Raw genomic sequence first — 25,682 nt, forward strand, 5'->3', positions numbered from 1 at the left:
GGCAGCATGAAGCCGCTGGGCGGCACGGATGCGTTGTTTGAAAAACTCAAGGTAGAAGCAGTCAAGGTCCCGCAACCGGAGTTGCATATCCGTGGTGACCAGAATACCCGTTATGAGTTTGTCGGCAAGAGCATTCTGACAGCACAACGTGCTGGCATCGCCAAGGTCGGTTTCGTCATCGAGCCGCCACCGCGAAACTAAGACAGTAGGGTGCGCCATGCGCACCGCAATGCAAGACCTCTCAACACAGAGGCACGGAGACACAGAGGAGCACTGAGAACTTCAAGAAAAAGAGTAAAGAGTATGCTAGTAACGCTATCTTTTCATACTTATTCTCTCTTGCCTTTCTCTGTGACTCGGAGTCTCTGTGGTGAAGATCTTTGGTTTTGCAGTAAGTAAATCATGAGGGAAGCATTATGGGTATGCAATTAGGTTCCGGTGGTGGCTCAGCCGATCCGGAAGTAATGATAGAAATGAACATGACGCCGCTGATCGACGTCATGCTGGTGTTGATCATCATGTTGATTATCACGATTCCTATTCAGAATCACGCTGTGAATCTGAACTTGCCAACAGGGCCGTCGAACCCACCGATCCATGAACCAGAGGTGGTGAATATCGATGTGGACTTTGATGGCACGGTGTCCTGGAATGGTGCAGCAGTCAACCCGGCTGAACTGGAGGCCAAGCTGGCAGCAGCTGCAGCAAAGCCGGAGCAGCCTGAGATACATCTGCGTCCGGTGGCAGTTGTACCTTACAAATCAGTAGCGGCAGTGATGGCGGCAGCACAGCGTCTCAATGTCACCAAGATTGGTATGGTTGGCAATGAGCAGTTCTTGAAGTAAGTAAGCGCATGTAAAAAAAGCCGGGGAATGAACTCCCCGGCTTTTTTTGTATCATGATCTGGCTATCTATCGCGGCGATGCCTCATACAATTCCAGAGGCAAATCATCAGGATCAGCAAAAAAGACAAAGCGTCGCCCTGTCAATTCATCCATCCTGACATCCTCAACTGCCAACCCCTGGGCTTCCAGCATGGCTTTGCAGACAGACACATCATCAACTTCAAATGCCAGATGACGCAAACCCTGCGCTTCAGGCCGCGATACCCTGGGTGGCGCATCAGGAAATGAAAACAATTCTATTTGCGAGCCATCGGGCAAGGCCAGATCGAGCTTGTATGAAGCTCTTTCTGCCCTATAGGTTTCAGCAATAATGCTTAGCCCCAGAATCCGGGTATAGAAATCCCTGGATACCTGATAATCAGAGCATATGATTGCTGCGTGATGTATGCGCTTGAGCATGAATCCAGAAGCTTATGAAGCTCAGGTATTTTGCATGAATTGCAAATACAAATCACGGGCGCGGGTCGCCACTTGGCCTATAGGCAATTCACGGCTTTCGTATCTGGTACAAGGCGTTACCTTGGCAAAATTACCGGTATTGAAAATCTCTTTGGCAACCAGCAATTCTTCCGGTTTCACCGTGCGCTCAGACACTTGCTTGCCATCGTCCTTGAGCAAACCAATCACGCGAGCGCGGGTAATACCAGACAAGAAACTGCCGTTTGCCACAGGGGTGACGATTTCATCATCTGCCGTCACAAAAAAGAGATTGGCAGTGGCAAATTCAGCCACGTTGCCATGCATATCACAGACCACGCCATTGTCAAAACCACGCTCCCTGGCTTCGCGCAATGCTCTGGTGGAATTTGGATACAGGCAGGAAGCCTTGGCATCAGTCGGTGCCATGGAAGGATCAGGACGACGCAGGCTGGACAGGCAGGCAGAGAAGCCGGTAAATGCTGGCATGGCCGCATCAAACAAAGTCAGTGTAAAGCCGGTAGTTGATGGTTCAGGGATCAGCAAACCATCAGTGCCAAACACCAGCGGGCGTATATACAGTTCAGCATCAGCCGGGAACAGGGCAATGCCTTCGCGGCACAGGGCTTCCAGCTCATCGACATTGTAGGGGCATTGCAAACCCAGGCGCTGGGCTGACTGTATGACGCGAGCCAGATGCAGGCGCAAATCCGGCGTCAGGCCGCGTATGGAACGTGCGCCATCAAACACTGAGGAACCTAGCCAGACTGCATTATCCATGGCGCCAAACAGTGGCGTATTGCCTTCACTCCATTGTCCCTTGAAGTAGCTACGGTACATAATATTCCTCACTCATTGATAATAAATTGGCGATGCATCGCAAATGATAATTTCAAATGTATCACATCCAGGATTCAAGCAAACACAGCCAGATCAAGGCTGAGCCTGATTAACGCTATGCTTGCTGGTTTTGATGACCACATATTGCTTGCGGAATTCCAGCCCGCGTTCAGGCCATTTTTCTGCATATAGTTTCAGGTGCTCAACTGCCGGTAAAAAATCTTCACCATTGACACGGCAATCAGCGGCCAGCTTGCCCTCATTATCACGTGAGGCAAACAGGCGTATGCCGATGAAATCACTGGTCTGCAACAGATCATGAAAAGCTGGCATGCTTTCTGTGAACAAACAGCATGGGCAAAATGGATGTTCTTCTTTTTTCTTTGGCGCAGGCAGGCTGGCCAGATGGGCGACCGGCCCCAGTATCACCTGACGGAAACTCTTTTCCTCTGCCGTCTCTGCACTGGTATTCATTTCTATGACCGTACAATTCAGCGGCTGCTCACGAATAGCATCCTGCAAAACCAGTAAATCCATTTTTACCCAGGTACGCAAACCCTCCAGTACAGCCTCGGATTCCGTCGCTCCCATGGCATGCTGGTACTCACTCAAACCCTGTGGGAAGTAACTGGCATGAATGGCATAAATACGTGTACAGGTGCGGAATTTATCTTCCGCAAGGGTGACTGTTTCCACGCGTTCAACTGCCAGCATCAAACCGTCTTCCAGGGCCAGGTAATTGTCTTGCCATGTCAGCTTGATGGCCTCAGCCGTCAATACCTCGGACAAGGCCAGTGTCAATCCGGCATCGATATTCAAATTGGCAAACACAGGCATCGTCACAGGCAAGGCTGTGCTGGAGGCAAATTTAGCTTTGAAGCTTTTGAAAGCACTGCCTAGGGAGGTGGTAACGGACATGGAAACTGAATGTGAAGATGAAAACAGACCTGCATTGTAGCAAGAAGACAGAGAGGACACGCTATTTGCAGGCTGGGCGAAAAAATCAGGCCTTGATGGCATTGATGAGTTCACGTGCATAAGTTGGCAATTCATCATATTGCCGCACGCAGATCAGCAAGTTCCTGACTGCCCAGGTGTCTGTCAGATATAGCCTGTGTATTTTCATCAACTGCTCATAACGCAAGGCGGCTGTCTCGGGGATGATGGCAATGCCAGCACCACTCTCCACCATGCGACAGATGCCATCAAAGCTGCGTAAACGCAGGCGGTAATGCAGGCGCTGCCCTAGCCGCAACGCATGCTCATTCAGGTATTGCTGCAGGGCGCTGTCACCAGCCAGGCCAACGAAGTCATAAGTCAGGGCATCGGCAAATGCCAGGCTGCCATTAAGTGCAGCCACGGTATGTAAAGGATGCTGGGCAGTTGTCACCAGCACCAGTTGATCCTGGCGAAAAGAAAAGGTTTGCAAGTCTGCACTGTCTACCGTATCGGCAATGATGCCTATGTCGGCCTGCTCGGCAATGATGGCTTGCACGATGTCATTGCTCAGCCTTTCTTCAACTTCAATATTGATGTGTGGATGCTCTTGCATGTATATGGCCAGAGCCTGTGGCAAGAACTCGGTCAGTGCCGAGGTGTTGCACAGCATGCGTATATGCCCCTTGAGACCTTTGGCATAATCCCCCAGGTCACCGCGCATTCTCTCCATTTGCTGCATCAGCATGCGTGCATGATGCAACAGGGTGCGTCCCGCATCAGTCACTTCCACGCCACGCCTTTGCCGCAACAGCAAGGGCACACCAAGCAAATCTTCCATGCCGCGCAGGCGCGCACTGGCCGAGGCAAGCGCCAGATGGGACCGCTCAGCTCCGGCAGTAATACTGCCCGCTTCCACTACGTGCACAAATAATTGAAGATCAACCAGATCAAAGCGCATGAAAATGAGTCAGATAATTTAAGGCTACGTGAAATACGAAGCCTGACTGAGTATATTCCACATTTTCAGTTCATGCTGGCAATGGCAAACTGTCTATATGGAAACGCTGACCACCCTATTTACCCCGCATGGCAACAGCACGCAGTGGCTGGCGATAGCGTTTATCTTTCTACTAGCGGGAATGGTAAAAGGTGTCATAGGCCTGGGCTTGCCTACCGTGGCGATTGCCTTGTTGAGTCTGTCCATGACGACGATGCAAGCCGCTGCCTTATTATTTTTACCTTCGCTTTTAACGAATATATGGCAACTTGGCAGCATCCCCGGGCTACTGCCCTTGTTGCGTCGCCTTAGCCCTATGCTAGTTGGCATTTGCCTCGGTACTTTTGTATCCGGGTTCTTGTTCAGCAAACTTGATACTGTGTGGTCAGGGGCAGGCCTGGGTATAGCCCTGCTGCTATATGGTGTCATGGGGCTGACATCGGTACATTGGCAGGTACCCAGCCGGGCGGAGCGCAAACTCGCCCCTGTCATAGGTATGGCAACAGGCATGGTTACTGCAGCTACTGGCGTCTTTGTATTACCGTCGGTCCCCTATCTGCAGGCACTAAGTCTGGACAAGGATAAGCTCATACAAGCCATGGGTTTGTCCTTCACAGTATCAACACTGGCACTGGGTATCAATCTATATGGCAGCGGCACTTTGCAATGGAATATTGCCGGTGATTCCATGCTGGCCTTGCTGCCCGCGCTGGCTGGCATGCAACTGGGACAAGTTTTGCGCAATCAAATGCAGCCCTTGCTGTTCAGGCGCTGCTTCTTCATCGGCCTGCTTGCTTTGGGCGCCTACTACTTATGGGGGGCAGTGAAATCATGACAGAGATCACTACTGGCGAAGCTGTGAAAGCGGCACTGCGCATCTGCAAGCAAGATGAGCAAACGAATTGCAGGCATGTCCTGCTATCGGCATTTCTGGATAAACAGCACGTGGGTGCGCTCGATTGCAGCATACTCGCCGGGCAGGTCTGTGTTCATGTTCTGTATGTCAAACCCAGCTATCGCGAACTTGGCATAGCCAAAGCCATGCTGGCGCAATTGCATGCTGAATACCCGGAACTGGAAGTTGTTTGCGACAAACAAGTTGCACATTAAAATGCCGATACGCATTTGCGTCAATGCAACAGGTGTTTTTCAAAAAAAACCGTAATTTTCTTGTCCACCTCGCCCATCTGCTTGCGGTCAAAACCAGGCGGGTCATTCAGCATATCACCCACCAGGCCAGTCAGATGTGGCGGCAAGGGAGATAACAAGGCACCATGCCCGGCTTCCGGCATATGCGCTACCAGTTCGCAAGTCTGGCAGGCAGCCACCACCCTGTCACTATGAAAACGCGGCACCAGCCAGCGGTCTTGCCCGGCAGTCACCAGACCCAGCGGCACTTTCGGACTTTGCAAGGATGACATATCAAAGTCTGCGGCGGCAGGTACCCCAGCCACGACTGCCGCCACACGCGGATCATGGTGTTCGCGCATGGCGGCATCGCCGAAACGGCTACGGATGATCGTCAAAGCCAGCCATTTCTTCAGGCCATCAAAGAAACCGCCAGTGAGCCTGGTATTCAGGCCCACGCATGATTGAAAATCATTGACCAGGTCTTCTTCACAATGCTGCTTGAAACCAGCTGGTGACCAGCGTCCACCCGCCATACTGAGTGCAGTGTGGCCACCTGCCGACATGCCGTACATACCCACCTTGTCCAAGCTCAACAGAGGTGCAAAGCGCGGGTCACGGCCAACGGCATCTATCGCGCGCGATACTTCAGCAGGCCGCAAACTCCAGCTGTCAGGTCCTGGATGACTTTCGTCCCTGTAGTTATCGGCATGGTGTGCGGGCATGGCGACAATAAAGCCTGCTTCGACCAGGCTGCGCGCCAGGTCTGCATGCACCCAGGGTGAACCACCTGAACCGTGGGAAATGATGATCAGATGGCCATTGCCACGGGCAGGCTCTGCGTGCTCAGCCAGATGGAATTGAAAAGGACCACGACGTATTTGCTGCTCTGGCGCATTGCTGGGGTAATACAAGGTGACGGTGCCGTCCGTGGCGGTCGCGGCAATTTCTGTCAAACCTACTGATGCTTTTGCCATAGTTGTTGTAAAAAACAGCAGGCTCAACAAAATGGAAACGGACCAGTTCAGCAATCGTTTCAAATCAGCACTACATATAGCTTTCATCATTCAGACCCTCGTCAGTTAATGCGGAGGCAACGCTCCGGATAAAGCTGACTATGCGCAAAAAGTCGAATGATGTCTTGCCGCAGACTGTAAATTACAGATTCCGGCTAGCCGGTTTCAGGAATCGGCCATATTTTCTTTGCGGTATTCGGTAGGTGTCAGGCCGGTGGCGGCCTTGAAGGCGCGATTGAATGGTCCTATCGACTGAAAGCCGGAAGTCAGCGCAATGGTCAGGACCGGCAAATCACGCCGAGCCGGATCAGTCAGGGCAGTGCGTGCTTCATCCAGGCGAAAGGAGTTGATGTAGGCATTGAAGTTGCGGTAGCCCATTTGCTGGTTGATGAGTTTGCGCAAACGGTATTCAGGTATTTGCATCTTCTCAGCCAGACTGGCCAGTGTCAGGTCTTCACTGCGGTACAGATGTTCATCCTGCATGAGCGTTTGCAAGGCCGTCAGCAATTTTGCTTCTGCTGCATTTACCCCGGAAGCTGGCAAAGGTTCAGCTTGTGGAACTGGCTGTTTTGGGGGTGTAGCTACAGGAAGTGGAAACAAATCCTGATGCGCTAGCGTCAACATCCTGAACGTCACGATAACGATGATCAGCAACAAAACCAGAACATCGGCCATGGCAGTAGCGCCTGCAAGTCTGCCCTGTGGCGAGCTTAAACGGGCAAGCAATAATAAAACGGTATAGATAATGCCGGCAATGACAATGAAGGCACGCAAGCGGCGGCGTTGCTCAACCAGATCTGTACGCCAGTTCTTCGCAGCTGCCAGCGCAGCCAGAATGGCAAAAACCAGAGGTATGGCACGTTGCATAGCCATCGTCACAGGAGCAAAGATCGAATCGCTGCCCGCCAGCACGGCGCAATTCAATGCACTCAGGGCAGCTACGGCAAACCAGGCCAGCACCTGCCAGGTTTGCAAGACATAATCATCATCGAAAAGCGCCTGCACAAATACCCAGAACAGCACGGCATTCGCCACCGAGATGGCAACCAGCGGCGCTTGCCACAAACGCGGCACCATGGCTTCAAACCAGGGGGTAGCACTGATGACTTGTACCGCCAGACCCAGGCAAAGCGCAATGCCAGCACGCACCAACAGCAATTGTGGGCGGTCACGGCCCAGTATGGCGGACAGCAGCAAGAGCAAAGCCAGCAGCGTGCCGCGCAAGCCTGCATCAAGCAAGATGAAGGAATCAACTGCCAACATGCCGGTCCATAAAGATGAAAGACAAAACAATAACTGAGCAGGACTGCTCAGGCAAGCAGTGCTGAGGCAATTAAGACGTAATCAGCTATCCAGGTGAGAAATCAGCAAATTACTGAAACGCGACAATTCCTTGCGTTTGATATCATCACCCTGCCCCACATCCTCAGGCGCATCAACTGACAAGCCTACCGCAATGATATCGATGAGCAATAATTGCAGTATGCGAGAAATCATGGACAGGAAGGTTGCATTGTCTTCGGTATGATTGACTGCCAGGCAAACCGTGGCCTTCTTCGCCAATGGTGACTGGTTGGGCGTAATCGCAATCACATCTGCTCCAGCCAGACGCGCTGCATCCACCGCCTTCAACAATTCTGGCAGCTTGCCGGAATTGGAGACGACGATAACCACATCACCAGGGTTCAGCAATTCTGCTGCCATGGAAAACAAATGCGCATCACCATAAGATGCGGTAGGAATACGGAAGCGGAAAAACTTATGCTGGCCATCCAGCGCCACGGCACGCGAATTGCCCATGGCATAAAACTCAACCTTGTTCGCCTTGCGTAACAGTGCGATTGCCTGGTCGAGCGAACGTACATCCAGCTGGTCACGGAAATTCAGGATCGCCGACACAGTATTGTCGATCACCTTGGCACTCAGGTCATGCGTGCTGTCACTCATGCGCACCTGGCTATGTCGTACAGGGATAGTGCCGGTCAGGCTGCTGGCAAACTTGAGTTTGAAGTCAGCCAAACCAAGGAAGCCCAGAGAACGGCAAAAACGAATGACAGTAGGCTGGCTGACATCAGCCAGGCGGGCGATCTCAGCAATGGCTTCATTCAATACTGTGCGCGGGTTTTCCAGCACCAGAGTAGCAACGCGGCGCTCTGCCGGTGTCAGCTCAGCCTGGATTTGTTGTATGCGGTCCATCAATGAACTGTCGCCGCTACGGCCACGCAAGTGCTCAGACAAAATTGCCGACACACCATAAAACGCCGGGTTGGGCGTCGTAATCACAAAGGTAGGGATTTGCGCCAGATAACTGGTGAAACGCCCCTTGGCTTCAAAGCGTGTGCGGAAGGCTGAAGTGGCGAAATAATCGCCCATCAACGGAACGATGCCACCGCCTATATAGATACCGCCAAAAGCACCCAGCGTCACTGCCAGGTTGGCACTGAAACTACCCAGCATGCCGCAAAAGCATTCCAGGGTTTCAAGACACAGCGCGTCAGCCTCAGCTTCAGTTTTCAGCGCGCCACGCATGATGTCTTGCGCTGGCAGAGCTTTGACTTTCTTGTTATTTCTATCCGCCAGGGCTCGGTAAATCAACTCCATACCAGGGCCGGAAATCAGGCGCTCCGTAGAGACATGTGGCCATTCTTTCCAGGCGAATTGCAGGATGGCATATTCACGTTCATCCACAGGCGCAAAATTGACGTGACCACCTTCACTGCCAAGAGTGACAAAGCCATCAGAGGTTGGAATAAGACCTGACACGCCCAGACCCGTACCCGGTCCCAATACACCGATAACGGATTTAGGCACTGGTGTACCACCACCCACCTGCATCAGGTCTTTGGCCTGCAAACCCGGCAAGGACATGGCCAGGGCAGTAAAGTCATTGACGATGAGCAGCGTGTAGAGACCAAATTCACGACGTACATCTTCGATGGAAAATGCCCAGTCGCGATTGGTCATCCTGACCCGATCACCGTCGATAGGATTGGCAAGTGCAAACGCCGCATGATGGACTTTGCTGGCAGGCACAGTAGACAGATAAGCGCGCAGCAGGGCGATGATGTCAGTGTATTCATCACACTTCAAGACCTTGACGGATTCAAACACACCCGGTGAAGACTCAAGTGTAAAACGCGCATGGGTTGCGCCTATATCCGCCAACAAGCGCGGGCCGCTGGAAAAGCCTGCCGCGTTACCATGTTCTACCAGTGCGTGTTCTGTCGTCATGCTGTCTTCATTTATACGGTTTGCTGCCTATTTTCTTAGAACCTGCTTACGATCTTACTGCGCGGGCGCAATAGTAATTAATGCGGGGCTCATGTGCTGCTCAAAATGCTCATGTACTTAAGTACATTCCGCTTTTTGCGCTGCGTTTTTGTTACCCTCGACCCCGCTGACACCCGCTCGCTACAGATCGTAAACAGGTTCCTACAGAGAATTCAATCCCGCAATTTACCACAAACAGCTTTGTATTCATGCCCCAAATCAGGGGCTGTCGTGGCAAAGCCTTGGGCCAGTATGTTGCGGGTATTCTCCAAAGCACAAGACAATATCATTTACCTAACTTTATTGATAGCTCTGCCTTGCTGTTTTTCAGCCAGTGCACATCAATATGCAGCTGCTTTTTGGCCTCATCCCAGTTAAAAGCGATTGCTTTCCCCTGCAGGCTTACTGATACTGGCTTGCTGGCAATATGATGAATATGCAGCGCGACATCCCTGTCCACCGTCTCAGCACTCTTGCCGGTTTCTGTTCGCAAACTGATTTTCAATGCAGTGGCATTTGTCTGGCTATTGAAATGCATGAGGGTATAAGCCCCCTTCTCATAGGCATTCGCAGTCTCGCCATCATCGTCATACAGCTTGCCCGCTGACTTCCTAACAGCAGCATCATGGTAGTAATGCAGTTCCAGTTTTTTTGCTGAATAGTCGCGGGTATTCTGGACCAGCGGGCTCGTGGGGACAAAAGCGCCTGCACGCACAAACACCGGGATATGGTCTTGCTCCACGTTTACTGTGTCAGTCGCACCACCCTGATGTTGCTGACCTGTATAAAAATCAAACCATGTACTGCCTGCCGGGAAGTATACGCTGGCTTCTTTTTCTCCTGCTTTCATGACGGGGTGAACCAGGAAGCTGTCACCCCACAGATAAGTGTCAGCCACCGTTTGCAGTTTCTGGTTCTGCGGTTCTGCATAAAACAGCGGGCGCATGAAAGGCAGGCCATGCTGGTTATTCTCAAACGCCAGGGTATAGTTATACGGCAGCATGCGGTAACGCAGTTCTATCGCTGCCTTGGCCAGAGCTTTGGTCTTGGCTTCACGCAAGACCGGCTCAGAAGCCACTTCCTCCTGCGCGTGCGGGCGGAACACTGGCTGGAACACCCCATACTGCAACCAGCGCGTGTATAACTCATCGTCAAGATTAGCACCGGCAAAACCACCGAGGTCAGAATGCATATAGGCCATGCCCTGCATGCCCATCTGCAAGGCGATCTCAGGTTGCGAGCGCAATCCGCCCCAGGTGCGATTGACATCACCCGACCACGGTATCATGCCCAGGCTTTGCGAACCTGAATAACCAGAGCGCATGAGGATGAAAGGTCGCTGATTGGGATAATCCTTCTTGTAGCCATCAGCAATCAGCCTGGCCCACTGATGTCCATAGACATTATGCAATTCATTGGCACTACCGGTCTTGTGTTGCAAGGCAGGTGGATGGACCTCCGGCTCCCCCAGATCACCCCACCAGCCAGCAACGCCCATATTCTTCAAGTCTTTATAAATAGCCCAGAACCAGTCTTGTGCAGGTGGGTTGAAGATATCGATGAGACCGGTATTACCAAAATAAAAATCATAGGTAAATGGCTTACCCTGCTTGTCAGTTGCCAGAATATTTTTATCAACAGCCTCTTGCCATTTTTTTGAAGTCGTCAAAATAAAAGGCTCGGTAATCAACACAGTCTTGATACCTTGCTGCGCAAAGTCAGCAATCATGCCCTTGGGATTGGGGAAGCTGTCTTTATCAAATTCCAGATTCCCCATGGTGCCCTTGATATCCTTGCCAAACCAGTAGAGGTCAAAGATGATGGCATCGACAGGAATTTTTTCAGCGCGGAATTTATTGAGTATGCTGCGTGCCTCTGCTTCATTGTGATAACCAAAGCGGCTGGCGAAATTACCGAAAGTCCAGCGCGGTGGCAAAGGCTGACGTCCGGTCAGGCTGGTGTAATTGCTGACGATGTCGGCCCAGCTGTCACCTGCGATGACCTGATAAGTCTTGCGCCCGCTAATGGTTTCATAGGCCAGCACATTGTGTCTCTTGCTGTCGAGATCAAGCTGGCCTATCGCGGCATTATCAAAATGCAGACCATACATCTTGGATGAAAATACCAGTGGCATGGCAAAGTTCATTTGCTCTGAACGCTCTTCATAGCCATAGTGAGCCTTGTTATACAAAGGCAGGCGATTGCCACGACGGTTCATACCCAGCGCGCGCGCACCACCACCATATAAAGCTTCATCGGCATCCAGATTAAAGTCCAGCACGTCTGCATCCCTGGTTTTGCTATAGCCATTTTTCTCTGACAGCAAAGGCTTGCCCTTGTAGGCATAGGCAATTTGAAACGGTGATTTGCTGATGTTGACACTGATGTCACCGGCAAGGTATTGAATATTGCTAGCCGTCTCTTTGAAACTGGTCTTGACGCGCGCAGGTGACAAGACGACAGCATGCGAAGCCGGGTTGAATTTTTCAGTCGCAGGAATAAAACTGGTTTCCATGATCTTGTCGCTATATGGCTTCAAGATATAGTGTCCATCATTGGTCTTGATTTCCAGATGATCGGCCTGCTTGCTGACTGACACGATAGTGCGCGCAGAATTTTGCGCCTGCACGGTAGTCGCCAGCGACAAGACTGCAGCAGCAAAGATATTCAGTTTGACTATGGATGTTTTTTTCATGTGTCTCTAATTATTTTTTGAGCGTACTAAGGCGCAATCAATATCGTGCTCAAGCCGCTATTGAATTGCACCTTGCCATTGACAACTGTGGCAGTCTTTCCAGAATAATAGTCACGCAGTTTTTGTCCGTCAGCAAATACGTCTGCGACGCTGATGGCAGGATTGCTGTTAGCCGGAATATCCAGTGCAATCACTACTTTATCGCTGATACCGTTCTTGTCATAAGTGCGTTTGAAGGTGTAGGGTTGATCCGCCAGTTTTTCATGCACACCTGCACCTATGGCAGGATGGGCGTGCCGGAACAAACCAAGACGACTCCAGTGCTGGCGAACTTCAGCAATGCGGTAGCCATCACGGCTGATATTTTTTGCGAGTTCATCCCAGTTCATGAACGAACGCAAGGTCGCATCGCCTTGTGCACCTGCTACATTCAGTGAGCGTGCAGTTTCATCGCCATAATAAATTTGCGCCGCACCAGGGCTCAGCAAAAGTTTATTGGCAGATTCAAACGGCTTCTGACGCAAGAGATCAAATGGCCCACCATCATCATGTGAGCTGATGTAATTGAGTACGGAGTAACCTGCCAAAGATCCATGCAAACGCGTGGCGTAATCACTGAACAAGGCTTCATAAGTCTTATTGGCGTCTGACTTGAAACCAAAATTGATGAGGCTGTCAAAACCATTCTGGTAAAAATTGACAGCCTGGCCGCCACCCATATCAAAGTCCTGACCATGGCCAATCGCATAGTTATACACTTCACCCGTCATGAAAAAAGCCTGATTGCCGAGCTTTTTTTTAGGGTTGGCCTGCTTCCAGTCTTCATAAGCTGCGCTGGCGAGACCATGCAATTCTTTCCAGATTTCGGGTTCAGTATGTTTGGCAGTATCAGCGCGGAAGCCATCGACACCGTATTTTTTTACCCAGTCTACATGCCATTTCATGAGGTAGTAACGTGGTGCGCGTGGCAGGCCTGTGCGTTGGAAAAAATCATCCAGCTCTTTGACTTCTTTGTCGTAACGCCCTTCTGTCTTCCACTTCTCTACCAGCACTGGCGGCAAGCTGACTGTGGTTTTGCTGTCTGTGCGTATGTCCGGCAGATTTTTGACCAGGGTACAACTAACCGTGGTTGCAGTATCTTTATATGTGCAGGTCGGCGAAGTTCTGACCCATTCATCGGGCCAGACAGCGTCTTGCTCTGTCACTGGCCCCAGATGGTTCATGACCACGTCGAGCAAGACACGCATGCCATGTGCATGGGCGGTATCGACAAACTCGCGCATGTCGGCTTCTGTACCCAGATTGGCATCGACACGTGTGAAGTCCCTGGCCCAGTATCCATGAAAGCCATAGGACATGCCTGTACCTTCGTCCGTACCCGCATGAATTTGCTCGACTGGCGGCGTCAGCCAGATGACATCGACACCAAGGTCTTTGAAATAACCAGACTTGATCTTCGCCGTAATACCAGCGAGGTCACCACCGGCATAACCGCGCAAAGGGGCCGCATCATTTTTACGGCCATAGGCCAGGTCGTTTTTAAGGTTGGTGTTATGAAAGCGGTCTGTCAGTAAAAAATAGACAGTGGCGTTTCCCCATAAAAACGGCTGGGTTGCTTTTAACTTGGGTGCAGCAAGTGACATGGAACTACAAGACGCGGCCAGCAGTACTGCCAGCCCCAGTCTGATTGCTTTTGCTTGCATGTGAAAACTCCGTCGAAATCGAGGATTAATTCGAGGACTAAACTGCGGCAGCATTTGCGGCGGTCTTGTCCATGCTTGATGTGGCCGATGCCTCCTCTGCGGCTTCATCCTTGACCAGCAAGGTCAACAAGCCAGCCAGTATCATGCAAGCCCCACCCAGCATCAACACCTTGACTGACTGGTTATCAAAGAAATGCTTCAGGATCGCACCGAGCACGACACCGGCAATGATCTGCGGTATCACCACGAAGAAGTTGAACAGGCCCATGTAATAACCCATGCGGTTCGCGGGCAATGCACCTGCCAGAATTGCATATGGCATGGTCAGCACACTGGCCCATGCTATGCCCACACCCACCATGGGTAAGAGCAGCATTTGCTTCGATGAGATCAGGAAGATACTCATGAGGCTGACACCACCTATCACCAGGCACAGCATGTGCACAAATTTGCGGCTGGTCATCTTCGCCAGCACGGGCAGCAAGAAAGCAGCAAGTGCCGACACTCCACCATACACGGCGAACATGATGCCCACCCAGTTACCACCTTCCTGGAAAGCAGCTGACTGCGCATCACTACTATGAAAAACAGTTTGCGCTATCGAGGGCGTGGTGTACACCCACATGGCAAACAAGGCGACCCAGGTAAAGAACTGCACCAGCGCCAGTTGCACCATGGTCTTGGGCATCCTGAGAAAGCCACCGAGGATTTCGCCGACAGCCTTGCCTATGCCCTGATTATTTTTGCGTTCCTGTTGGAATTTTTCCAGGTCTGCTGGAGGAATCTCCTTGCTGGTAAACACTGTCCACATGACAGACAAGGCAAATATCGCACCGCCAAAATAAAAGGAGTAGCGCACCGTGTCAGGGATCGCACCATTCACAGGCACATTGCTGACACCGAGGTAATCGGTAAAGATTGTTGGCAACAAAGAGGCAATCACACCACCACAACCGATGAAGAAGGTCTGCATGGCAAAGCCCGCGGTTTGTTGCGAGACATCGAGTTTGTCGCCGACAAAAGCGCGAAAAGGCTCCATGGAAATATTGATGGCGCTGTCCATCATCCACAATACCGCTATCGCCATCCACAAGACGCTGGAATTAGGCATAAGGAACATGGCAATCGATGCCAGCACCGCACCGATGAAAAAGAAAGGACGGCGACGTCCCCAGAAAGGGTGCCAGGTATTGTCGCTCAGGTAGCCAATGACGGGTTGCACCAGCAAACCCGTGATGGGTGCCGCCAGCCAGAACAGGGCCAGCTCATCAGGGTTAGCACCCAGGGTAGAAAAGATGCGGCTGGTATTGGTGTTTTGCAACGCAAAGCCAAACTGTATGCCAAAGAAACCGAAACTCATATTCCACAACTGCCAGAACGACAGACGCGGTTTGTATGCAGATACTTGCATGGTGTTTTGTCCCCAAATTTATTATGAACTACTTGTTGCGGTACTACTTATCGGTAGAAAACGACTTCCCAACGAAGTCACCATACTAAGAATGTCCGCATTTTGAAATACTACCACAGCAAAATGTAATCAAACTACATAAATTTTTTATGGCGACTACAGAAATTTAAAATCAAATTTTGAAATGAAATTTAAGAGAGGAAATCTACTTAAACAATAAATAACTGTAGCAATACTACCCTTGATTTCATAGGAATTTTAGCAATTATCCAGACCTTTTCACGCATACAAACCAAAAACAAAATGCCCGCCACTTTCCACAAAGTAGCGGGCATTCCAACCTTTAGACGCCAACACAAAAAATCTTATTTACTCCTGAAGATCAACTCCTTCATTTTTTGCAATTTCGGATACACCACAGGTACAGTCAGCATAGTGCTGGCAACGGCCATCAGCAACATCGCTGTAAAGGTTTCACTGGTGATGATGCTTTTATCCAGCAGGATATTGACGAAGATAATCATGATCAGGGCCTTGGTCTGCAATAGCCAGCCTATGATGGATGCCTCGCCTTTTTCCCATTTCAATATCTTGCCTGCCACTTGTATGCCTATGAGTTTGCCGGTCACGGAAGCAAACAACAGTATGGCAGCGACGACAAAGACTGCGACACCACCCATGGCCCAGTTGGTACGCAAACCCGTGCTCAGGAAAAACACGGGCATGATGGCCAGCAGAACATGATGGCGCATGAGATCCATTTTTTCCTGGTTGAACCAGTGTGCATCCATGACAGCGCCTGCCAGGAAAGCCCCTACCATATAATGCAGGCCCGCCCAGTCAGCCGCAAAAGCACAGGCTGCCAGCCAGATCAGGCTGACGTACCAGCGGTCGCGCTCTTCCAGCCAGACCATGAGTTTGCGGAATAACCAGGTCGTAACAGCAAACAGTAGCAGGAAACCAACTTGCCGCCCCACCCTGGTCCAGTCCAGCAAGATCACCGCCAGCACGCCCCAGATGGCAATATCGTCAAGACTGGCATAACGTAATATGCGCTGGCCTATGGGCTGACGCAGAATATCGAGTTTTTCCATCAACAGGATCAGGATGGGCAAGGCAGTGACGGCGCACGCCATGCCCACACCAAGCACAAATTGCCAGCTCAGAGCCTTGGCTCCCATCCAGCCATCCATACTGAGCAGACCCATACCAGCTACACAGCCAAACAGCAAAGGCATGCCTAAAGCCAGGCCAGCGGTGATGGTACTTTCGCGGCGATATTCCCAGGCCTTCTTCAAGTCCAGTTCTATTCCGGCAATCATGACAAAAATCATGACGGCCCACCAGGCTATGCCGTTCAACGACTGTATCACCTGGGGATTAAAGACAAACTTATAGTAGTCAGGATAAATCGCACCAAGAACACCAGGCCCCAGCAAAATGCCAGTGATAATTTGCACTACTACCAGTGGTGCATAATAGTCAGTTTTACCTACCCGCCAGATCAGGTAAGGCAGCGTAAAAATCACAAACATCGCGATCAGGAAAATCTCGGTAGTGCTCATACCAGTATGCATAATTTATATTTTTTTGAGTTTATTTTTTATGCGCCACTAATAGCTAAATCTAACAGTGGCACCTCTCCCCAACTCAGTATTGACTCAGCTTCTGGCCTTGCAATGCTGGGCAATGTAGGCAGCATGTCCTGGCATGATGGCCACGCATTTCTGCACTACCTCACGCACACTATCGAGATATTCCATGGTGTCCGCTCCGGTCTGCAAATTTACCAGAGGATGAAGACGTTCAGGAATTAAATTTTGCCCCTCAAAAACCTGCAACCAGGCCACCTCGGTAAACAATTCATTGTCGACGCGCAGCAAGCGGCCACTGGCGCGGAACAGGTCGATTTTATGTTGCAGGCTGTCTGGCACTGGCATGGCTGCACAGGCTTTCCAGAATTCAGAATCATCGCGCTGATTGAGCTTGTAATGCAGTATCACAAAGTCGCGAATGCGCTCATATTCAAAGCGTGACTGACGATTGTATTCTGCGATATCGACAGCATTGAAACTCTGGTCAGGGAAGAAATCAATCAGCCGTGCAATGGCCGATTGTATGAGGTGGATGCTGGTTGATTCCAGTGGCTCGAGAAAGCCGCTGGACAAGCCTATCGCCACCACATTCTTGTTCCATGTTTTATTCCGCATGCCAGTCTTGAACTTGATGACTCGTGGATCAGCCAGCGGCTTGCCATCGAGATTCGATAACAATACCGACGCCGCCTCATCATCACTGACATACTGGCTGCAATACACATGGCCATTACCTATGCGGTGTTGCAGAGGGATGCGCCATTGCCAGCCAGCGCGGTGGGCAGTGGCGCGAGTATAGGGCAGCAGTTCAGGCGCAGATTCACAAGGCACGGCTTGCGCCCGGTCGCAAGGCAGCCAGTGCGACCAGTCTTCATAACCGGTGTGCAAGGTCTGCTCTATCAGCAAACCACGAAAGCCCGAGCAATCAATGAATAGATCACCAGCGATGCGCTCACCATTTTCCAGAACGATGGCATCGACAAAACCATCTGCCTCACGCTGGCTGACTGAGACTATCTTGCCTTCGGTACGCATGGCACCGCGCGACTCTGCTATCTTGCGCAGGTAACGCGCATACAGGCTGGCATCAAAATGATAGGCGTGAGCAATTTGGTGCAAGGGTGAATTAGACATATCCTGCCGCGCTGGCATGAATTTATTGGCCTTGCCCATCATGCGGGTGATGGAATAGGCCGCCAGATTGTCAGCCTTGCCCAGCTTGCGCATGTGCTGCCAGTACTGGTCAAAGCGCAGGCTGCCAAAATCCTGGCCTATTGTGCCAAAGCCATGCATGTAGCGGTCACCCTGTCTGCCCCAGTTGACGAATTCTATCGCCAGCTTGAACGTCCCCTGGGTCTCGCGCAGGAATTCATTTTCATCGATACCGACGACCTGATTGAATCTTTGTATCATCGGTATCGTGGCCTCACCTACACCGACAATACCAATTTCATCTGACTCCACCACCCGTATCTGATACTGCCCTTCCAATACGGTAGCCAGTGCGGTTGCGGTCATCCAGCCTGCCGTACCACCACCGACGATGACGATGTTTTTTATAGTTGTATTCTGCATTTTGTCCCCTCCATAAAAAACCCCCTGCAGTTCAAAGAACGACAGGGGGTTTTTATGTTCTTACGTAAAACCTGTTTTTAGAACTTGTAGTTCACGCCGAACAGATAAGTCCTGCCATAAACGATCTTATCAGTAACGACGCTAGGATCGGTGTTGTATTGCTGGAATGGCGCATTATTCCAGTTATTCGCTTGCGCCAGTATCGATAAACCTTTCAGGTAACCCGTCTGGAATTCATACGACAATTGCAAATCAACGATGGTTTCACCCTTGATGAAAGTCAGTTGCTGATTGTCCTGGAAGTCGCTGATCTGACCAAGGAAGTCAGAACGCTTGCGACCTGCAATCGCCACCTGGAAGCCATTTTTCTCATAGTACAAACGCAGATTGCTGACGCGCTTGGACAAACCTGGCAAAGGTATGGTCTCTGCACTGACATTGGAAGTACCAAAGCCAAATGCAGGCAGGGTAATCTGGCTCGATGTATCCGAGTGATTGACCATGACACCAAAACCATCCAGCACAGGCGTGATCAGTGAGAATGGGATATTCAGGGCAACTTCAAAACCGTGGATATTGCCTCCATTACCATTTTGTGGCGTGGTCAGCAGGCCGACCGTAGAGCCTTTATATGGACCACTCAAAGGCAAGGGTGTATTCGCACTGACGAAAGGTTTAAAGTCGAAAGTGCGTGGTGCACGGTAGATGTAGGTATCGAGTTGCTTATAGAAACCGGCAACACTGAAATAGCCTTTCTTGCCGAAATATTTTTCATACGACAGATCAAATGCCTTGGCGCTGAAAGGTTTCAGTTCCGGGTTACCGCCGCTACCACCAAGGATAGGGAAAGGACCTGTGGTTTTGACACCAAATTCCTGGCTGGCACGCAGATCATCCATATTCGCACGTGACAAGACTTTTGCCATGCCAACGCGCAAGAACTGTTCTTTACCCAGATCAAAAGAGACATTCAGGCTAGGCAGGAAATCAGAATAAGACTTGCCGCCATTCGCCGTAGTAAATGGGCAGGTTTCTACGGTAATGCCCGTGCACTTGGCCAGGTCAACCTGGTTACCCGAAGAACGCTGGTTGGTATGGATGAACTGGCCGCCAAAGTTACCGCGATAATTCAAACCCATAAGCTGGCCATCAAGGTCACCCATGGCATAGGCAGTCGTGACTTTCTCACTGACAGTCCAGTCTTTGGCCAGCACGGAGGCATCTACCCAGCGCGCCAGCTCATAAATCGTTCCCAAAGAACCATCGGGGTCGAACGAAGCAACTGGCAAGCCTACTGTACCAGCAATTGCCGTGGCACTGCCAGGCATGGCTGCTGAGGCATAACCGCCGCCACCTTTGACCACCAGACGGCCTTCCTGGCCGGTACGTGCTTTGTCGCGGTCTGTATAGTTAAAGCCAAATTGCGCGGCGACTATAGGGCCAAAATTCACATCACGTTTGGCGCTCAGGCGTATGCTGCTGACTTTATCATTGATATCTGGCAAAGCCACATAACCTGCCTGTGGAGAATTAGGACCACCACCCCAGCCATCGACGTCAGTCAATCTGGCAACTGCGCGGTCAGCATAATTCAGACTGGTGGTGTATTTAACGTCAGAGAAATTACCGCCATTAAAACCGGTATAGGAAATGGAACCCAGCGAAGCTGCATCGCCAGGCTGGCCAGCCGTGGTTTCATAACGCTTGCTATGCTTGACGGCTTTCGAATAAGACAGGTCGGCAACCGCTGTCCACTCATCAAGTTTCAATTCATTATTCCAGCCCAGGGACGTCAGTTTGTCATCAGCACTTTCTTTATGATTACGTACTACGCCCTTGTAATTGCTGAAAGTACCGGATGTCGCCACACCATTGACGATGGTGGCGTTGGTCAGCACACCATTAGGATCATAGCCACCGGCAGAACCGGCAACTGCGCCTTCGAGACCGGTTTTCTTGAGACTGGTAGAACCGGCAGAATAGAATATATCAAGAGCCGATTTGAAATTTTTATTTGGCTTGTATTGCAAGGTCAGCGATGCGCCATCGCGGTTGTTTTTACTGGTTTCAGTATCCGCCTTGAAGCCACCTGGTGCTTTCACCGTAGTGCCGTTGTAGTCTACATCTGGCACCCAGCCGCCCCAGGAATCAAATTTTTGCTGACCGCCGCCGTCTTCCTTGAACTTGGTCAAGCCCAGGGAGATACCGATAGTGCGGTTGGCAAACTGATCTACATAAGAGAAAGACGCGCGGTCGCCTGTGCCCTCTTCGGAGCCTGATTGTACGCCTGTGCGTTGTTTGCGATAGCTGGCTGCCAGCACACGTTTGCCAAAGTCCAGCGGCTTGAGCGTATTCAAATCGATAGTCGCTGCCAGCCCCTGGCCGACCAGTGCTGCATCTGGTGTTTTATAGATCAGCACAGAACCCATGAGCTCAGCCGGGAAGAGATCAAACTCGGGGCTGCGGGCATTGCCAGTCGAAGCCTGTTCGCGACCATTCAGCAATGAACCATTGAAGCTGGGAGACAAACCACGCACGCTGACATCTGCAGCCTTGCCAGAAGAGCGGCTACGTTGCGCCGTCACGCCAGGCAAGCGGGCGATAGATTCTGCCACGCTGGCATCAGGCAATTTGCCTATGTCTTCTGCAGAAATAGCTTCGACGATGGAATTGGAATTTTTCTTGATCGAGATGGCTTCTTCTATGCCCTTGCGGATGCCTGTCACGACCACGGTATTGTTAGCAGCCTCTTGTGCAGTAGCGATGTCGGTCATGCCAAATATCAGCACAGCACAACCAGCCGCAACCGGGCTCAACTTAAAAGAAAAACGGTGCAGAGCTTCGCCCTGCCGACGCTTTTGCGTAGCTTGTTTCATGTAATGTCCCCTCACACTATTATTTGACCTGCACTTTTCGCGCTGCCAGACCATGCTCTCCAACACCAGCCTGACAATCAGAACCCAACGTTCCGAAATGAATTTTGTACTAAAACTAGATTCAATGTCAAACAGAGACTACAAAAAACTACAAAGAAAATACATGCACCATATAAGACCACTATAGGGCTCTCACGAGAGCGCACCAAAATGTGTTGCGAATGCCCCACAAGAGAACAATGAATTAATGTAGTTAGACTACTTTGTGTAATTGAACTACTTACAAAATGACGAGACAATATGATGAAAATAGCGCGCGAATATGCCCCACACCATGATTTTGCGAAGACTAACTGTCTGGCACAGGGAAATATTGGCAAGCTGCACATGCAAGAAAATCCCGTCAACGCAGTCTGGAAAATGTTCTCTCCGTCGGCCCATCGTCAGCGATCAAAGCAGAGTCAACAATTTAAAATATAGATTTGGATCTGATGGGGCTTGAAGGGCTTGGCAAGTATGCATTGCACATGAGAACGAGAGTGCAGCACCATACTCTGCAAAGCTGGAGCTCGCCCATGCATGAAGATCATGCTTGCAATGCCAAAAGAACACTCATTGATTAAACGTAAAGCTCGCCCTTGGCAACCATGCAAACCTGGCCTTGCACGAGTACGGTCTCATCATCCGCACTCAGGTACACATGCAATTCGCTGGGGCGATGTACGTAGGCACCCTGGGCAAAAATCTGGGTATCGCCAGCCTGAGCACGCTTATGCCTGACCAGATAGGCGGCTGCCGGGCCAACGGCACTGCCAGTGGCGATATCCTCGACTTTGCCTTCATTGTCCCAGGTGCGTCCTTCGCGGCGGTTGACGTCAAGTACGTAGACAAATTTTGCACCCACGCCTGCCAGCAAGGCTTCAAATTTTTCATGGGAGATACGCGCTTTGTCCAGGTGTTGCTGGACTGGCACGATCAGATAAGGCAAGCCGGTCGACACTACTTGCAAAGGCAGGTCCGCGACCTGATCATGCGCATGCAAATTCAAGGCTTTCAGGAAAACTTCAGCGCTGGCACTGGACAAGGGCTCGTTGAAACTGGCCTTGCCCTGATTCATTTCGGCAAAAAAATTGCCATGCTCTTGCCTGCTGCGGGCAATGACACTACGTTCGTTCAAAACAAATTCAAACTCGGCTTTCTCAGCTTCGGGATGGAAGCGTTGGTGCAGGCAAGCTGCGGCACCGATGATGGGATGACCGGCAAAGCCCAGCTCTTCTTCCATGGTGAAGATGTGCGTGCGCCATTTATCCTGAGTTTCCAGTTTTTGCAAAAAAATGCTTTCGAACTGGCGCATTTCCCTGGTCAGGGCCTGCATCATATAGCTAGACAGGGTTTGTTCGAGCACAAAAATACTCAGGCCATTGCCTGCCAGTGTTTGTTTGGCAAAGACATCCACCATGGAAAACGGGAAAATTTGTTTTTTCACTTGTTACTCCCTGTTTGACTGGTGTCATCAGTATAGGCAAGAAAATCGAGGATAAAGCGAAATCTCACTCTGGCTTTTTCTGCTGGCGACGCCAGTGCCTGCCATAGACATGCAAACCAGCCATGGGCAGCAAGAACCAGAATACGGCATTGGCGATCACGCTGGTGCGGGTAAAACTGAATTGATAGTGATAATTCGTAGCGTCAATATACACAGCCATGTAGGGGAAACCAGCAAACCAGCCCTCACCAGCAATATTGGGATAAGGCAGGAGCATCCAGAATGTGCCCAGCCAGGAAGCCAGGCCCAGCACCAGCCCGGCCAATAAACTCCATACAAGGAGCTTGTTCCAGTTTTTGGGGCGTTTATCAGAAGGAGAGAAAAACAGGCTATGGACAAGACTGTACATTCCCGCCAACATTAATAAACTCGCTGCCACAACGATGGTGATAAGCATCATTTCTCAAGCCATGAAAAAAAGACAAATGTGAATAGGGATGATAGCACTGACGATTTTCTTTTCAACGACATTTTACAGTCGTTGTAAATCCGTTTTGTTTCTGCAATTCCGCAGTGTCTTGCTTGATAGTCTGGCACGGCTGGATTAAGCTGAACACAGAATATGTATGCTCTTTTTGATAGAGCTTAACAAATATAAAAGCAATCCATGTCATTCCCTTTTCGTCTCTTGTTGATCCTGAGTTCTGCATTGTCCTTGCTAGGTAACACGGCCCTTGCTGCAGATGCCAATGAGGAAGATGAGCTGGCGCTGGTCTATGGCGATAAATCCATGATCAGTATTGCCACTGGCAAAACACAAAGCCTGCGCCGGGCACCGGCGGTAGCATCGGTGATTACTGCAGAAGACATACGGGCCCAGGGATTTACCGATATCGATCAGGTGCTGGAAACCATACCTGGCATGCACGTGAGCCATGCCGCCATACTATATTTTCCAGCTTATGTCATGCGCGGCATAGGTGGCGGAGGGGTGAGCAATCCTCACTTGCTGGTATTACAAAATGGCATACCCATGACCACGTCTTATACGGGTGACAAGGGTCAGATGCTGTGGCGTGGCATCTCAGTGGAAAATATATCCCGCATTGAAGTGATACGCGGGCCCGGTTCTGCTCTGTATGGGGCAGATGCTTTTTCCGGCGTGATCAATATCATCACGAAAACTGCGGATGAAATTCCTGGCACTTTTCTTGGTGCAGGCCTGGGCTCCTTCCGTACCGGTGATGCCTGGGTATTGCATGGCGGGCACTGGGGCCCATTCAAGCTTGCCGCATATTTACGGACTGGTACCACTGACGGCCAGAAAGAAGTGCTGACTGCCGATGCACAATCGAGGAACGACAAGCTGTTTGGCACCCATGCCAGCCTGGCACCAGGCAGCGTGCATACGGGTTTTGATACGGTAGATGGCAATCTGGACTTAAGCACGGGCAACTGGCGCTGGCGCTCAAGTCTGCTGAGGCGATCTGAAGTACAGACTGGTGCTGGAGTATCCTCTGCACTCGATTTTGGTGGTGGTGCCACGACAGAAAGAGTGACCAGTGACCTGTCCTGGATAGACACGACTTTTGCCAAAGACTGGATACTGGGAAGCACACTGAACTTCTTGCACTATACTGAAAAAAGCAGCCTGCAACTCTTGCCACCTGGGACCAGGCTGCCTACCGGTATTTTCCCGGACGGGATGATAGGTGGCCCTTCGCGCTGGGAAAGACAATTCCGCCTGTCGGCCTTTGCCAGCTACTCAGGCTGGACAGATCATCAATGGCGTGTGGGATTAGGGCATGACGATGTCAATCTCTACCGCACCCAGACCATCAAGAATTTCTTGCTCAGCCCTGCTGGTGTACCTATACCAACTGGCCCCGTCATGGACTATAGCCAGATACAGCCGCATATCTTGCCTACTCGCAGAAAAAATAATTATCTATACCTGCAGGATGAATGGAATCTGGCGAAAGACTGGACCATAACGGCAGGCATACGCCACGACCATTATTCTGATTTTAGCGGCACCACTAATCCTCGCCTGGCCCTGGTGTGGGATGCGCGGCATGATCTGACTGCCAAATTTTTATATGGCCGCGCCTTCCGTGCCCCGGCATTCAATGAATCCTATGGCCTCAACCCAGTTGCCAATGGCAATCCCAAACTGAAACCTGAGCGTATTGCCACTACCGAACTGGCCCTGTCATGGCAAGCAAGCCAGGATATCTTGCTGAACCTGAATGCATTCCGCTACAACATGCAAGATATTATTCGTGCAGTTGCCAACTCCATGCCGGGAACAGGCGCCACCTACTTCAATACGGGCAATCAAAATGGTCGCGGACTTGAGGCAGAGTTGCAATGGAGTGTCAGAAAAGATTTGAGAGTCCTCGCCAATTATTCCTACCAGCGTTCTGTTGATGAAAGCACACAGGCAGATGCTGGCTATGCACCTCACCATCATTTGTTTGCACGGGTGGACTGGCAAATCAATCCGGGCTGGTCTCTGAGCCCACAAGTAAACCGTGTGGCAGACCGTCGCCGCGCTGCCGGTGATACGCGCCCGGCTATCGCCGATTACACCAGCGTTGATGTGAGCCTGCGCTCGCAACGTGAACGCGGTAGATGGGAATGGACTGCAACGGTCAGGAATCTCTTCAACGCTGACATCCGCGAACCCAGTATCGCACCCGGTCTGGCCATCCCGAATGATTTGCCTATGGCTCCCAGGGCCATCTACCTGCAAGTCATGTATAAAATGTAATTTCACAAAAACCCGCGGAAAAAATGCGACATTCCCGCCACATTGCATGGCAGGGA

Annotated in this window: 20 protein-coding genes; 5 read left to right on the forward strand and 15 right to left on the reverse strand. The window is 50.9% G+C overall.

Annotated elements, in window-relative coordinates:
- On the forward strand, nucleotides 1-201 hold a 201-nt coding region (locus DFR42_RS10915; protein WP_211324262.1), incomplete at its 5' end, for an ExbD/TolR family protein.
- Between the two features lie 215 nt (nucleotides 202-416).
- Nucleotides 417-845, forward strand: coding sequence for an ExbD/TolR family protein (locus DFR42_RS10920; RefSeq protein ID WP_110255031.1), 429 nt, complete (start codon nucleotides 417-419; stop codon nucleotides 843-845).
- A gap of 66 nt (nucleotides 846-911) precedes the next feature.
- Here DFR42_RS10920 and gloA2 read toward each other — a convergent pair whose 3' ends face one another.
- From gloA2 to DFR42_RS10940, 4 genes are all read right to left on the reverse strand, one after another.
- The gene (gloA2, locus tag DFR42_RS10925; RefSeq protein ID WP_110255032.1) at nucleotides 912-1,304 is read right to left on the reverse strand and encodes an SMU1112c/YaeR family gloxylase I-like metalloprotein; all 393 of its coding nucleotides are present in this window, start codon (nucleotides 1,302-1,304) and stop codon (nucleotides 912-914) included.
- A 21-nt stretch (nucleotides 1,305-1,325) separates the two neighbouring features.
- The gene (locus DFR42_RS10930; RefSeq protein ID WP_110255033.1) at nucleotides 1,326-2,162 is read right to left on the reverse strand and encodes a branched-chain amino acid aminotransferase; all 837 of its coding nucleotides are present in this window, start codon (nucleotides 2,160-2,162) and stop codon (nucleotides 1,326-1,328) included.
- A 93-nt stretch (nucleotides 2,163-2,255) separates the two neighbouring features.
- Nucleotides 2,256-3,080: a DUF6348 family protein gene (locus tag DFR42_RS10935; RefSeq protein ID WP_146218823.1), complete on the reverse strand. Its 825-nt coding sequence runs from the start codon at nucleotides 3,078-3,080 to the stop codon at nucleotides 2,256-2,258.
- A gap of 85 nt (nucleotides 3,081-3,165) precedes the next feature.
- Nucleotides 3,166-4,059, reverse strand: a complete 894-nt coding sequence (locus tag DFR42_RS10940) for a LysR family transcriptional regulator (RefSeq protein WP_110255035.1) — start codon at nucleotides 4,057-4,059, stop codon at nucleotides 3,166-3,168.
- A gap of 97 nt (nucleotides 4,060-4,156) precedes the next feature.
- Between DFR42_RS10940 and DFR42_RS10945 the strand changes: the two genes are divergently transcribed.
- Nucleotides 4,157-4,933, forward strand: a complete 777-nt coding sequence (locus DFR42_RS10945) for a sulfite exporter TauE/SafE family protein (RefSeq protein ID WP_110255036.1) — start codon at nucleotides 4,157-4,159, stop codon at nucleotides 4,931-4,933.
- The gene (locus DFR42_RS10950; protein ID WP_170133484.1) at nucleotides 4,930-5,208 is read left to right on the forward strand and encodes a GNAT family N-acetyltransferase; all 279 of its coding nucleotides are present in this window, start codon (nucleotides 4,930-4,932) and stop codon (nucleotides 5,206-5,208) included. Before DFR42_RS10945 ends, DFR42_RS10950 begins: the two co-directional genes overlap by 4 nt.
- A gap of 20 nt (nucleotides 5,209-5,228) precedes the next feature.
- Here the strand turns inward: DFR42_RS10950 and DFR42_RS10955 are convergent, their stop codons facing one another.
- From DFR42_RS10955 to DFR42_RS11010, 11 genes are all read right to left on the reverse strand, one after another.
- Complete coding sequence (locus DFR42_RS10955) at nucleotides 5,229-6,203, reverse strand: alpha/beta hydrolase family protein (protein WP_211324264.1); 975 nt, start codon at nucleotides 6,201-6,203, stop codon at nucleotides 5,229-5,231.
- 204 nt (nucleotides 6,204-6,407) lie between these two features.
- A complete protein-coding gene (locus DFR42_RS10960) occupies nucleotides 6,408-7,505 on the reverse strand; it encodes a helix-turn-helix domain-containing protein (protein ID WP_110255037.1) in 1,098 nt (365 codons plus the stop codon).
- Between the two features lie 81 nt (nucleotides 7,506-7,586).
- The gene (locus DFR42_RS10965) at nucleotides 7,587-9,473 is read right to left on the reverse strand and encodes a glucokinase (RefSeq protein WP_110255038.1); all 1,887 of its coding nucleotides are present in this window, start codon (nucleotides 9,471-9,473) and stop codon (nucleotides 7,587-7,589) included.
- Nucleotides 9,474-9,798: 325 nt separating this feature from the next.
- Entirely contained in the window at nucleotides 9,799-12,207 is a 2,409-nt protein-coding gene (locus tag DFR42_RS10970) for a glycoside hydrolase family 31 protein (protein WP_110255039.1), read from the reverse strand.
- A 26-nt stretch (nucleotides 12,208-12,233) separates the two neighbouring features.
- Nucleotides 12,234-13,910 (reverse strand): alpha-amylase family glycosyl hydrolase, encoded by a 1,677-nt coding sequence (locus DFR42_RS10975; protein ID WP_110255040.1) that lies wholly within the window; start codon nucleotides 13,908-13,910, stop codon nucleotides 12,234-12,236.
- 37 nt (nucleotides 13,911-13,947) lie between these two features.
- On the reverse strand, nucleotides 13,948-15,321 hold the full coding sequence (locus DFR42_RS10980) for an MFS transporter (RefSeq protein ID WP_110255041.1): 1,374 nt from the start codon (nucleotides 15,319-15,321) through the stop codon (nucleotides 13,948-13,950).
- A 365-nt stretch (nucleotides 15,322-15,686) separates the two neighbouring features.
- Complete coding sequence (locus tag DFR42_RS10985; protein ID WP_425450878.1) at nucleotides 15,687-16,886, reverse strand: cation:proton antiporter; 1,200 nt, start codon at nucleotides 16,884-16,886, stop codon at nucleotides 15,687-15,689.
- Between the two features lie 96 nt (nucleotides 16,887-16,982).
- A complete protein-coding gene (locus tag DFR42_RS10990) occupies nucleotides 16,983-18,491 on the reverse strand; it encodes a tryptophan halogenase family protein (RefSeq protein ID WP_110255043.1) in 1,509 nt (502 codons plus the stop codon).
- A 77-nt stretch (nucleotides 18,492-18,568) separates the two neighbouring features.
- Nucleotides 18,569-21,367 carry a TonB-dependent receptor gene (locus DFR42_RS10995; RefSeq protein WP_110255044.1) on the reverse strand — a complete coding sequence of 933 codons (2,799 nt, stop codon included), beginning with the start codon at nucleotides 21,365-21,367 and terminating at the stop codon, nucleotides 18,569-18,571.
- Between the two features lie 619 nt (nucleotides 21,368-21,986).
- Nucleotides 21,987-22,853: a PhzF family phenazine biosynthesis protein gene (locus tag DFR42_RS11005; protein ID WP_146218824.1), complete on the reverse strand. Its 867-nt coding sequence runs from the start codon at nucleotides 22,851-22,853 to the stop codon at nucleotides 21,987-21,989.
- Between the two features lie 64 nt (nucleotides 22,854-22,917).
- On the reverse strand, nucleotides 22,918-23,310 hold the full coding sequence (locus DFR42_RS11010) for a hypothetical protein (protein WP_211324266.1): 393 nt from the start codon (nucleotides 23,308-23,310) through the stop codon (nucleotides 22,918-22,920).
- 210 nt (nucleotides 23,311-23,520) lie between these two features.
- Here DFR42_RS11010 and DFR42_RS11015 point away from each other — a divergent pair, with 210 nt between their 5' ends.
- Entirely contained in the window at nucleotides 23,521-25,626 is a 2,106-nt protein-coding gene (locus DFR42_RS11015; protein ID WP_110255048.1) for a TonB-dependent receptor plug domain-containing protein, read from the forward strand.
- The last annotated feature ends 56 nt before the right edge of the window (nucleotides 25,627-25,682 follow it).

The sequence above is a fragment of the Undibacterium pigrum genome (genome assembly GCF_003201815.1).
Classification (GTDB): Bacteria; Pseudomonadota; Gammaproteobacteria; order Burkholderiales; family Burkholderiaceae_D; genus Undibacterium; species Undibacterium pigrum.